The following is an 11,726-nucleotide window of genomic DNA, read 5'->3' as shown; positions in this document are numbered from 1 at the left end:
CACCAGAGGCAACTTGAAAGCGAATCCGAAAATGAAGGCTGACCCCAAGGCAGAAGCGGCTCCGGCGTCGGGCTCGAAGAAAAAGCTCATGATCATGGCGATCGTGGGTGTGCTCGTGCTCGGCGGTGGCGCCGGCGCCGGCTGGTTCTTCCTGCATGGCTCTGGCGATGCCGAAACGGCGCATGCCGACGAAGCGCCGGCCAAGAAGAAGAAAAAGAAGGACAAGGAAGTCGTCAAGGCCGAATATGTGCCGGTCGAAGCCTTTACCGTGAACCTGCAGCCCGAGAATGGCGACCAATACCTGCAAGTGCAGTTTACACTGCAGGTGGACGGCCCCGAACAGGCCGTGCTGGTCAAGGACAACATGGCCAAGGTGCGCAGCCGCGTCCTGCTCCTGTTGTCGGGCAAGAAGGCATCGGAAATCAATACGGTGGAAGGCAAGCAGCAGCTCGCAGGCGAAATCAAGGCCGCGGTCCAGGTGCCGTTCGTTGAGGACGGCGACGAACAGGACGTGTCGGACGTGCTGTTCACCTCGTTCATCATCCAATAAGCATTCAGCAAGCATCGAGTAAAGAAACGACATGGCCGATAATTTCCTCTCACAGGAAGAAGTCGATGCCCTCTTAAAAGGGGTCAACGGCGATCAGGACGATATTTCCGCGCCTGAAGACACCTCGGGAGTCCGCACCTACAACCTGGCGACCCAGGAGCGGATCGTGCGCGGCCGTATGCCGACGCTCGAGATCATCAACGAGCGCTTCGCGCGCTTGCTGCGCATCGGCCTGTTCAACTTCCTGCGCCGCAGCGCCGAGGTCTCGGTCGGTTCGGTGCGGGTCTCGAAGTACAGCGAATTCATCCGAAACCTGGTGGTCCCGACCAACCTGAACCTGATCCACATGAAGCCCTTGCGCGGCACCGCGCTGATGGTGTTCGATCCGGGCCTGGTCTTTTTGTTGGTGGACAACCTGTTCGGCGGCGACGGACGCTTCCATACCCGCGTCGAAGGCCGCGACTTCACTCAGACCGAGCAGCGCATCATCATGCGGATCCTCGACGTCGTGTTCGAGGCCTACGGCAAGTCGTGGGAGCCGGTGTATCCGATCGAATTCGAGTACGTGCGCTCGGAGATGAACACGCAGTTTGCGAACATCGCGACACCGAATGAAGTCGTGGTATCGTCCACCTTCACGATCGAGCTCGGTCCGGTATCGGGCCAGATCCACTTCTGCATGCCGTATTCGATGATCGAGCCGATCCGCGACACGCTGACCTCGAGCCTGCAGGGCGAGGCGCTGGAAGTGGACAAGCGCTGGATCCGCCTGATGACGCAGCAGATCCAGGTGGCCGAAGTCGAACTCGTGGCCGAACTCGGCCACGGCAAGGCGAACTTCGACGAAATCCTCAACATGAAAGTCGGCGACGTGATTCCGATCACGGTCCCGGAATTGGTCCAGGCGACGGTGGACGGCGTGCCGGTGATGGAATGTTCCTACGGCGTCTTCAACGGCCAGTACGCGCTGAAGGTCGAGAAATTGATGGCCAACAGCGACAGCTTCAAGTAATTCAGGAGAAACACCATGTCTGACAACCAGGACGACCAAATTCTCGACGACGATTGGGGCGCCGCCATTGCCGAGCAGGCAGCCGCCGAGGCCGCCGCTTTGCAGAAGCAGCAGGCCAGCGCCGCCGTGTTCCAGGACTTCGGCACCAAGAACGTGCGTCCGGACACCCCGAACGACATCGACTTCATCCTCGACATTCCGGTGCAGCTGACCGTGGAACTGGGCCGTACGAAAATCGCCATCAAGAACCTGCTGCAGCTGGCGCAGGGCTCCGTGGTCGAACTCGACGGCCTGGCCGGCGAGCCGATGGACGTGCTGGTGAACGGCTGCCTGATCGCCCAGGGCGAGGTGGTCGTCGTGAACGACAAGTTCGGTATCCGCCTGACTGATATCATCACGCCTTCGGAACGGATCAGAAAATTGAATAAATGATGTCGACGCGCGCCCCCGCCTGCCCTCCCGCAAGAATGCACCTAGCAAGCGCGCTGCTGGCATCGATGTTGGTGCTGCCGCTGGCTACGCTTGCGCAACAGCCAGCCAGCGCGCCGGCTCCCGCCCAGCCTGCGGCCGCGGCCAGCGCCACCACGCCGGCAAGCCCGGCGCCTTCTGCCACGCCCGTCGCCGAACGCGCCACCACCGTCGGCGAAGTGCCGACCGTGGCAGGCACCCCCGCCGCGCCCGCACCGGAGGTAGCGAGCATGCCGGCCGCGCCGGCCGCGATTCCCGGCACACCAGCAAACCCCGCCACTGCCGCCAATCCGGCCCTGCTGCCGCACGCCTCGGCCCCAGGCCCGTCGACCGGCTCCCTGCTGCAAACCATCTTCGCCCTCGTGCTGGTGCTGGGCCTGCTCGCGGCCCTGGCCTGGGCGGCCAAGCGCTACGGCCCGCGCGTGACCGGCAGCTCGGCCAACCTGCGCATGGTCGGCGCCCTGAACATCGGCGGGCGCGAACGCATCATGGTCATCGAAGTGGGCGACCAGTGGATCGTCGTCGGTGCTTCCCCGGGACGCGTGAATGCGCTGGCTACCATGCCGAAAGGCGAAGCCCCGGCCAGCGCCACCCTCGCCAGCCACGCCCCCTCGGCATCGAACTTTGGCGACTGGCTCAAACAGACGATCGACAAGCGTAATGCAAAGTAATGAGAAATAAGAAGAAATTCCTGCTGGCGGGCGGCCTGATGCTGCTGCTGCCGCTGGCCGTGCTGGCCGCGCCCGGCGTTCCCGCCTTCACCACCGCGCCAAGCCCCGGCGGCGGCACCACATATACCCTGCCGGTGCAGACGCTGCTCCTGATGACGGCGTTTACTTTCCTGCCGGCGGCGCTGTTGATGATGACGAGTTTCACCCGCATCATCATCGTGCTCTCGCTGCTGCGCCAGGCGATCGGCACCCAGACCGCGCCGCCGAACCAGGTGATGGTGGGACTGGCCCTGTTCCTGACCCTGTTCGTGATGGGCCCGACCTTCGATAAAATCTATACGCAAGCCTACCTGCCGCTGCAGGAAAACCAGATCCAGATGACCGAGGCGATGAGCCGCGGCGCCCAGCCGCTGAAGGACTTCATGATCAAGCAGACGCGCCAGTCGGACCTTGCCATGTTCGTCAAGATCTCGCGCACGCCCGCCCTGCAGGGGCCCGAAGACATTCCGCTGCGCGTCCTGATCCCGGCCTTTGTGACGAGCGAACTGAAAACGGCTTTCCAGATCGGGTTCGCGATCTTCATCCCCTTCCTGATCATCGACATGGTGGTCGCCTCGGTGCTGATGGCGATGGGCATGATGATGATGTCGCCGGCCGTGATTTCGCTGCCGTTCAAGATGATGCTGTTCGTGCTGGTCGACGGCTGGCAACTGCTGCTGGGCTCGCTGTCCCAGAGCTTTAATTAGGGAGCGCGAATGACGCCCGAATCGGTCATGACGATCGGCCGCCAGGCCATGGAGGTGACGCTGCTGGTGTCGGCGCCGCTGCTGCTGGTGGCGCTCATCATCGGCCTGGTGGTCAGCATCTTCCAGGCCGCCACCCAGATCAACGAAGCCACCCTCTCCTTCATCCCGAAGCTGGTCGGCGTGTTCGTCGCCCTCATCATCGCCGGACCCTGGATGCTGTCCGTGATGCTCGACTACATGCGCCAGGTGTTCACCGGCATCCCCGGCATGGTCGGCTAGCTTCAGTCCCCCTTGTGCTGACCCTCACTTCGCTGGAGATCAACGCCTGGATCGCGGGCCTCTTGTGGCCGCTCACGCGCATCCTCGGCATGATCGCCTCGGCCCCGCTGTTCGGCCACGCCAGCGTCCCGACCCAGGTGAAGGTCATCCTCGGCGTGCTGCTGGCGCTGATCATCGCGCCCACCGTCCCGTCCATTCCCGCAGTCGATCCCACCTCCTACGCGGGCCTGCTGATCCTGCTGCAGGAACTGCTGGTGGGCCTGGCGATGGGGTTCGCCATGCGCCTGGTGTTCGCCGCCATCGAATATGCGGGCGAACTGGCCAGCTCGACCATGGGCTTTTCCTTTGCGTCCTTTTTCGACCCCACCACGCAAGGCCGCTCGGCCGCGATCAGCCAGTTCCTGTCGATGGTGGCGACCATGGCCTTTCTCGCCGTGAACGCGCACCTGGTGCTGCTGGCGGCGCTGGCGGAAAGTTTTGTGAGCCTGCCGATTTCCAGCACGCCGCTGTCGTCGACGGCGCCGCTGGAGCTGGCGCGCCTGGGCAGCCGCATCTTTTCGGCCGGGCTGCAGATCTCGCTGCCGATCATTGCCGCCCTGCTCATCACCAACGTCGCGCTCGGCATCCTGACGCGCGCCGCGCCGCAGCTGAACATCTTCGGTATCGGTTTTCCGATCACGCTCGGGGTCGGCATGCTGACCCTTTCCGTTGCCCTGCCCTATCTGAATACGCCGATCCAGAACCTGTTCAACGAAGGCATCGAAGCCGGGCGCAGGATTCCGCGCGCGGCGGCAGAACGCGTGCCGCCGTTGCTGGTACCGCAGCGGCCGGCGCCGGCCGTACCCGCGCCACCCGCGCCACCCGAGCCTTAGAACGCCTGACAAAACCGTTCGACGTACCGCCAACAGATGAGCGAGCAGGCAAGCGAAAGGAATGCCCGGTGGATGTATGCTTCTCGCTCATGTCGTATGCGCAGTCTGCAAAAGCGGTGTAGCCAACCCGAGGTGCGCTCGACGACCACCACCATTGGCCGAGCCTTTCGCGCGACTCCACGCCATAGCGCGCAATGCGAACAGCGATGCCCCGACGGCGCAGCCAAGCCCGATGGGCTCTCGAAGCACACGCTCAATGGGCATGCGGAGCAGATAGCGGAAACGCTTCAGTACTTCTTCTTTCTATTGCCGGTCACGACCGGCTGCCTCCACCGAAACACGTGCTACCTCGTCCGCCATTGCCTGGGCCGTATGGGACGTTTCCCGCCCGTGCAGCCGGATAACCCGTGCCAGGTCCGCCTGCGACCCTGCTGCGATACTGGAAATTTTCCGCTGATAGGCGCGCATATGTTCTGACGACGGTTGCGTGTCGGGCAGGACGGTGCCAGCCACGCCGTTGGCTTGCCCGCTTGTCAGCATGCGCCGGCCGGCGCTAAGGGTTTCCTCAATCACATTCTGACCAAGCCTCAGATTCGCCTGGCATACGCCTTGAAATGAACCCGACAGCAACTGCGACAGATAGTTGAAGAATGCGAGCTGCGAGTCCAGGCTCAAGCGCAGGGCTGGGTTAACGGATTGGTTAAATGGAAACATGAGGTACCCTTTCAGTGTTGAGTCGCACAAAATACGCTCACTTGAAGAATAACTTGGTCGATGCCTGGCGCGACAGGAAGGAGGCAGCGACTCGCTGCTCGGATACAGGATCTCGAAGGACCGTGCGAACAAGTCCACTACGCGCTTGTTGAAAGGCGCATCGGACAAATTCAGAAAACTATTTACGCGCAGTGGTTTTCAGCAAGAACTGCGAAATGTTGCTGCCATCGCTTGCACGCCTTATCTATAGGAATCCTTGTTCCACGATCGCCCATTTTTTCCCCCGACGAATAACCGGCGCGAGCTTCCAACGGCGTGCTTGCCGCTACGTCTCGCCTGTACGTAGAACGCACGCAGTCCGGCGGACATCTGCTCTTCGCGCGCGATGTGGTCATGGCGCCGACAGGATCAGAGACTGTCTTGAATGGGAAGCCCTTTCGACTGGTAATGGCTATGGATTCAACCGGTGAACGCAACACTCTAAGGCTTACGGAGGAGTGGTTACATGAAGCGGAAACCTCGGATCTATTACTCAGATAATCAGAAGGCACTGATGTGGGCTCAGTGTACGAACTTGTTGCATTCAGGGCAAGTATAAGGTTTTGTTAGGCGCGCTTAATCAGGCACGAGCGCGGCCGAAAACCTGCTGAAAACCAAGGTTTTCCGTTCCATATCTTCAAACGAAATTCCGCTCGCTCATCCTCCCGCGCTGGACTATCATGCGATTGTGCCTGCCAGGTTTGCCTTCTGGGCAAGTCATGACACGCCACTGCTGGAGAACGCGTTGAATCTTTCACCGTTACCACTCGCCGTTTTCGTTGTTGATGCCAGCGGCAACATCGCCAGCTGGAACAAGGCTTGCGAGAAACTGGCCGGCTATACCGCAGCTGACATCCGCAGCAAGGCGCTCGAAGAAATCATTGAGTTCGACCCCGTTGCCGGGGGGGCGCCGAGTATTGCCGCGCGCGTCGAACTCGACTCGACCGGCCAGCTGCGCTGCGCCGACGGCAGCTGCCTGCCGGTGCGCGTCACCATCGCGCCGCAGTCGCTCGACCCGGACCACAGCGGCACCTACAGCGTGATCGTCATTCCGCGCGCCGGCCTGGTGCCGCCGCGCTACGCCCTGATCCAGGACTTGCCGACCGCCGACATCATCGAAGGCCTGCCCTGCGTGTTCTACGTGATCGACCAGAGCGGCCATCTGCTGCTGTGGAACCGGCAACTCGAGAGCGTGCTGGAAATGACGAGCGAAGAGTTGCCGACCTGCGAAGTCCAGAATTTCTTCGACGAAAAGGGACGCGCGGAAAGCGTCGAGAACATGCTCGCCGCCTTCGAACACGGCCACTCCTCGCATGAAGCGGAAATCATCGGCAAGCATGGCCGGCGCACCAGCCTGCTCTTTCACTGCGCCCGCACCAGCCTGGGCCAGCTGCCGGTCATCTTCGGCACGGGCCTGGACATCAGCGCGCGCAGGCAGACCGAACAGGGCCTGCGGGTGCGCGAACGCGCCATCTATTCGAGCGTCAACGCCATCCTGATTACCTGCTGCGAGGAGGGCAAGAATCCGATCGAATACGTCAATCCCGCCTTCGAACAGATCACCGGCTACACGCTGGCCGAGGTCAAGGGGCGCGATCCGCGCTTCATGCGCATCGAGGGCTGCGATGTGCCTGAGCAGCAGCGCATCCACGAAGCCCTGCACAAGCGCGAAAGCGTGCAGGTCATCCTGCGCAATGCGCGCAAGAATGGCGAGGTGTTCTGGAACGACCTGCGCATCGATCCGGTCAGCAACGCCGATGGCGAAGTCACCCATTTCGTCGGCGTGCTCAGCGACATCACCGAGGCGCGCCATTACGAGCGGCGCCTGCACCACCTGGCCCATCACGACCCCCTGACCGGCCTGGCAAACCGGACCCTGCTGCAGGACGAACTCAAGTTCTCCATCGATTTCGCCGTGCGCAACGAGGTGCTGGGGGCGCTGGCCTTCCTCGACCTCGACAACTTCAAGCACATCAACGACAACTTCGGCCATGATGCCGGCGACGTGGTCCTGCGCGAGATTGCGCACCGGCTCAAGCTGAGCGTGCGCGACGACGATACCGTGGCGCGTCGGCGGCGACGAGTTCGTGCTCGTGATTAACAACCAGCCGGGCCACGAGCAGCTGGCCGACCTGATCGAGCGCATCCGCCAGCGCGTCAACGCCCCGATCGCGGTGGCCGGGCGCGAGATCCTGCCCAGCACCAGCATCGGCGTCTCGCGCTTCCCGCACGACGGCGACACGGTCGACCGGGTGATGCGCGCGGCCGACGCGGCGATGTACCACGCCAAGGCCATGGGCAAGAACAACTGCCAGTTTTATTCGAACGAACTGAACCAGATCGTGCACCAGCACCTGATGCTCGAAGCTAGCCTGTCGCGCGCGATCGGCAACCAGGAGATGGTGCTCGGCTACCAGCCGAAGGTCGATTTGCGCACCGGGAAAGTCGTCGGCGCCGAAGCGCTGGTGCGCTGGAACCATCCGGAAAACGGCATGGTGCCGCCCGATAAATTCATTCCCGTGGCTGAGGAAACGGGGCTCATCGTGCCGCTCGGCGAATGGGTCATCGTCGAAGCCTGCGGCGCCTTGAAGGCGCTCGAAGCGCTGGGCATCAAGGACTTCGTGATCTCGGTGAACCTGTCGGCGCGCCAGCTGCGCCAGCGCCAGTTCGCATCCAGCCTCGCGCGCACGCTCAAGCGCCTCGGCGTGAACCCGGCCAGCCTGGAACTGGAAGTGACGGAAAGCCAGCTGATGGACCATCCGGACGAAGCGATGGAGGCGCTGGCCGACCTGAAAGCCCTGGGCGTGCGCCTGTCGATCGACGACTTCGGCACCGGCTACTCGAGCCTGTCGCACCTGCAGAAATTCCCGGTCGACTTCATCAAGATCGACCGCTCCTTCCTCGGCGAAGTCTCGGACGACGGCCATGCCGTGATCGCGCGCGCCATCATCGCGCTCGGGCACAACCTGAAGCTCAAGGTGATTGCCGAAGGTGTGGAAACGCTGGAACAGCTGACCTTCCTGCGCGACAACGACTGCGACCAGATGCAGGGCTGGTACTTCAGTCCGGCGCTGTCGCAGCGCTCGCTCGAAGAGATGGTCTGCAGCGACGCCCGCCTGCCGGGCTAACGCTGCACTATAGAGGTGCAAAAGGGAGCCCTGCCATGCTAGGATCTCGGCCTGCTTCCGAGTGTCAATATACTGAACAGTTGCATCAGTCTGCCTGCGGAGGACATCACAGCACCCACGGACAACATGACTTTCGGCACCCGCTTCATCCATCGCTACATCGCCGCTATCCGGTGGTTCATTCCGCTCGAGGTCCGTGAGGACGCCACGACCCTGACGCGGGCGCAAAACGTGGTCAATGCGGTCGTCATGGCCGCCCTCTCCGGCCCCCTGTACGCCCTCGCCTACCATCTGCTTGGCTACAGCGCGGCCGCCCGGGTCATCCTGACCTGCTGCGCGTGCATGTTTGCCGCGCCTTTCCTGCTACGCGCCACCAAAAGCATCGTCGTGGCGCGCGAAGTATTCCTGTGCGCGGTGTTTTTCAATTTTTCCTGGCTGACCTATGCGATGGGCGGCGTCTCGGCGCCGACCGCCGGCTGGATGGTGGTGCCGCCGATGGTCGCCATGTTCCTGGGCGGCCTGGCCACCGCCATGTTCTGGCTCTGCCTGACCTGCGCCACCGTGGCCCTGATCTACGCCCTGCCGCTGCTGGGCATCCCGCTGCCCGCGCACCCGATCGAGGACATGGCGCTCCTGTACCTGCTGTGCGACCTCGGCCTGTACGTCGTCATCGTGTTCTTCGTAATCTTGTTCGAGCTGACCAAGACGCAAGGCTTCGTCAAGCTGCGGCATGCCCTCGACTTCCTCCACGCACGGGCCGTCGGCGATCCGCTGACCGGCGCGTTCAAACGCAGCCACACGTACAAGCTGGCCGACGAGGAAAGGGAAAACGCCATCCACGCCGACACGGCCTTCAGCCTGTGCCTGTTCCAGGTCGACCATTTCAGGCGCATCAACGCCGCCCATGGTGCGGCCGGCGGCGACCTGGTGCTGCGCGACGTGGCGCTGTGCGCCGGGCGCCACCTGCGCGAGCGCGATGCCATGGGCCGCTACGGCGCCGCGCAATGGCTGCTGGTGCTGCCGGAGACCACGCAAGAACAAGCGCAGCTGCTCGCCGAACGGGTGCGCCAGGACGTGCAGCAATTGCGCTTTGCCGGACTGCCGCCCGGGGTGGAAGTCACGGTATCGGCCGGGATTGCCGGCTTGCGGCCAGGGGAATCGATCGGCCAGACCATCGCGCGGGCCGACGAAGCCCTGCACCAGGCCAGGGCGGGCGCGCGCAACCGGGTAGTCGCTTACGGCGAAGCCCCTGCACCGGCGCAGTTCAGTGCAGCCCCCGATCTGTTCGACGCCTCCCGGATCGATGCCTTGACGGGCCTGCTCAGCCGGCGCGTGCTGCGCGACCGCCTGGGCCACGCCATGGCGCGCGCGCTGCGCGGCAGCCACCCGGTCGCCTTGTTGCTGCTGAACGTGAACAAGCTCGGCGAGATCAACGAGGCCTTCGGCATTGCCGGAGGCGACGCGGTGCTGGTGCACGCGGCGCGCCAGGTGCGCGCCTGCCTGCACGAATCGGACACCGTCGTACGCTGGAGCGGCGACCAGTTCATCGTCATCCTGGAAGACCTGGACAGCGCCGCGCACGCGCAGCAGGTTGCGGAAAAAATCCTGGACCGTTTTACTTTTCCGCTGATCGTCGCCGAGCGCGAATGCGCCGTGCGCCTGAGCATCGGCATCGCCCTCTTCCCCGCCCCCGCCTGCGACATCGACGCCCTGCTCGAGCGCGCCACGGTGGCCATGACGCGGGCCCGCAACTGGGGCGGCAACAACGCCGAGCTGTATGCGCTCGATCCCGCCTCGGCGCCGGGCGAGCGTCTGATCCTGAAAAATCACCTGCGCGCGGCGCTGGGTGCAGGCCAGCTGCTGCTCGCCTGGCAGGCCCAGGCCGACCTCCCCGGCGGCCAATTGGCCGGCGTGGCGGCGCTGGTGCGCTGGGCGCATCCGCAATATGGCCTGCTGGACGCAGCGCGCTTCATGCCGCTGGCCGAGGAAACCGGCCTTGGCCTGCCGATCGGCGAATGGATCTTGCGCAGCGCCTGCCTGCAGAACGCGGCCTGGCGCGCGCAAGGCCTGGCGCCGCTGCGCACGACCGTGCCGCTGTCGGCATGCCAGCTGGTTCATCCCGGCATGGCCGAGACCATCCTGGCGATCGTCAAGGACACCGGCATCGATCCCGGCTCCCTGGTGCTGGAAGTAGGCGAAGGCGCCCTGGCCGGCAACAGGATGCTGGCCGAGGCGGTGCTCGGGCGCCTGCGCCGCGCCGGCATCCGCATCCTCGTTGACGGATTCGGCACGGGCAGCGCGGGCTTGCGCTACCTGGCGCAGCTCCCCGCGGACATCCTGAAGCTCGAGCGCAGCTTCGTGGAAGGCCTCGGCAGCCCCGATGCCCCCGCCCACGCCCTGGCCGAATCGATCGTCCACATGGCGCACCGCCTGCACCTGGCCGTCCTTGCCGACGGGGTCAATGGCGAAGCGCAGCTGGCCGCGCTGCGCGCCATGGGCTGCGACAGCGCACAGGGCGACGTCTTCGGACGCCCGGCCACCGCCGCCCAGGTGGCGCAACTGTTCGCGCAGCCGCTGGCAGCCTGTCCGCCATGACGCCCATCCACGAACTCGTCAACCGCATCATGTGGGACAACGAATTCGGCAACGCCGACTTCGTCATCGGCTATTACGACCGCGTGTTCAAGCGCGTGCTGCGGGTCTCGTTCGAGCGCATCCGGCTCGAACGCGGCCAGCATTTCGGGTTCGAGCTGATCGGCAGCGATGGCGAAGCGCGCATGGTGCCGTTTCACCGGGTGCGCGAAGTGGTGCGCAACGGCGAACTGATATGGAGCCGGCCGGCGCCCGCCTGATCCACACTCAACCACTGCGCCACGCCCCAGGCGAATTCGGGAACCAGCAGCAGCCACAGCACCGGCGCGCCCGTCTGCAGCAGCGCCCACCCCATCCAGCTTGAAAACAGGAAGCGCGCCGCGCCGTCGTGGCGGCCGAGCAGCAGGCTGGGCGCACGCAGGCGCAGCAGGGACCAGACCACGACGATGCTGCCGAGCAGGCCGCCGATGAACATGTGGAATGGCGCGAAGTCCGGCAGCGCCGCGCCTCCCAGCTGCTGGTTCAGGCTGGACATCAGGCCGTGCGCGAACGGCAGGGTCCAGGGCGTGGCGAGCGCGCCCGTAACGACGAGGTCGTAGAGCGCGCTGGCGCGCACGAGGCGAAGATAGGCGGCAAGTTCCATGATGGTCTCCGG

At 64.1% G+C, this 11,726-nt stretch carries 12 protein-coding genes and 2 pseudogenes; 11 read left to right on the top strand and 3 right to left on the bottom strand.

Annotation, left to right across the window (positions count from 1 at the left end):
* Positions 1–31: 31 nt before the first annotated feature.
* From fliL to fliR, 7 genes are read left to right on the top strand one after another with little or no spacing between them, the layout of a single operon-like run.
* Positions 32–550, top strand: a complete 519-nt coding sequence (gene fliL / locus NMB41_RS05925) for a flagellar basal body-associated protein FliL (RefSeq protein WP_494381548.1) — start codon at positions 32–34, stop codon at positions 548–550.
* 31 nt (positions 551–581) lie between these two features.
* Positions 582–1,562: a flagellar motor switch protein FliM gene (gene fliM / locus NMB41_RS05920; RefSeq protein ID WP_494381547.1), complete on the top strand. Its 981-nt coding sequence runs from the start codon at positions 582–584 to the stop codon at positions 1,560–1,562.
* Between the two features lie 15 nt (positions 1,563–1,577).
* Entirely contained in the window at positions 1,578–1,994 is a 417-nt protein-coding gene (gene fliN, locus NMB41_RS05915) for a flagellar motor switch protein FliN (protein WP_494381546.1), read from the top strand.
* 35 nt (positions 1,995–2,029) lie between these two features.
* Positions 2,030–2,701: a flagellar biosynthetic protein FliO gene (fliO, locus tag NMB41_RS05910; RefSeq protein ID WP_494381545.1), complete on the top strand. Its 672-nt coding sequence runs from the start codon at positions 2,030–2,032 to the stop codon at positions 2,699–2,701.
* Positions 2,701–3,447, top strand: a complete 747-nt coding sequence (gene fliP / locus NMB41_RS05905; protein WP_494381544.1) for a flagellar type III secretion system pore protein FliP — start codon at positions 2,701–2,703, stop codon at positions 3,445–3,447. The genes fliO and fliP overlap by 1 nt, the downstream gene beginning before the upstream one ends.
* A 9-nt stretch (positions 3,448–3,456) precedes the next feature.
* Complete coding sequence (gene fliQ, locus NMB41_RS05900; protein WP_494381543.1) at positions 3,457–3,726, top strand: flagellar biosynthesis protein FliQ; 270 nt, start codon at positions 3,457–3,459, stop codon at positions 3,724–3,726.
* Between the two features lie 14 nt (positions 3,727–3,740).
* On the top strand, positions 3,741–4,598 hold the full coding sequence (gene fliR, locus NMB41_RS05895) for a flagellar biosynthetic protein FliR (protein WP_494381542.1): 858 nt from the start codon (positions 3,741–3,743) through the stop codon (positions 4,596–4,598).
* Here fliR and NMB41_RS05890 read toward each other — a convergent pair.
* Positions 4,595–4,830: pseudogene (locus NMB41_RS05890) on the bottom strand (IS5/IS1182 family transposase); the annotation flags it as partial. The gene fliR and the pseudogene NMB41_RS05890 sit on opposite strands and share 4 nt — an antisense overlap.
* Before the next feature lie 71 nt (positions 4,831–4,901).
* On the bottom strand, positions 4,902–5,312 hold the full coding sequence (locus NMB41_RS05885; protein ID WP_494381541.1) for a phasin family protein: 411 nt from the start codon (positions 5,310–5,312) through the stop codon (positions 4,902–4,904).
* A gap of 727 nt (positions 5,313–6,039) precedes the next feature.
* Between NMB41_RS05885 and NMB41_RS05880 the strand changes: the two are divergent.
* From NMB41_RS05880 to NMB41_RS05865, 4 genes and pseudogenes are all read left to right on the top strand, one after another.
* A pseudogene (locus NMB41_RS05880) lies at positions 6,040–7,606 on the top strand (sensor domain-containing protein); the annotation flags it as partial.
* Complete coding sequence (locus tag NMB41_RS05875; RefSeq protein WP_494382797.1) at positions 7,607–8,479, top strand: putative bifunctional diguanylate cyclase/phosphodiesterase; 873 nt, start codon at positions 7,607–7,609, stop codon at positions 8,477–8,479.
* Between the two features lie 126 nt (positions 8,480–8,605).
* The gene (locus NMB41_RS05870; protein ID WP_494381540.1) at positions 8,606–11,074 is read left to right on the top strand and encodes a putative bifunctional diguanylate cyclase/phosphodiesterase; all 2,469 of its coding nucleotides are present in this window, start codon (positions 8,606–8,608) and stop codon (positions 11,072–11,074) included.
* Entirely contained in the window at positions 11,071–11,331 is a 261-nt protein-coding gene (locus NMB41_RS05865) for a DUF504 domain-containing protein (RefSeq protein ID WP_494381539.1), read from the top strand. Before NMB41_RS05870 ends, NMB41_RS05865 begins: the two co-directional genes overlap by 4 nt.
* Here NMB41_RS05865 and NMB41_RS05860 read toward each other — a convergent pair.
* Entirely contained in the window at positions 11,268–11,714 is a 447-nt protein-coding gene (locus NMB41_RS05860) for a hypothetical protein (protein WP_494381538.1), read from the bottom strand. The two genes, NMB41_RS05865 and NMB41_RS05860, sit on opposite strands and share 64 nt — an antisense overlap.
* Positions 11,715–11,726 lie beyond the last annotated feature (12 nt).

It is taken from the genome of Massilia sp. FBCC-B171 (genome assembly GCF_059134155.1).
Note: the sequence above shows the minus strand (reverse complement) of the source record. Positions and strands in the feature narration are given on the sequence as shown.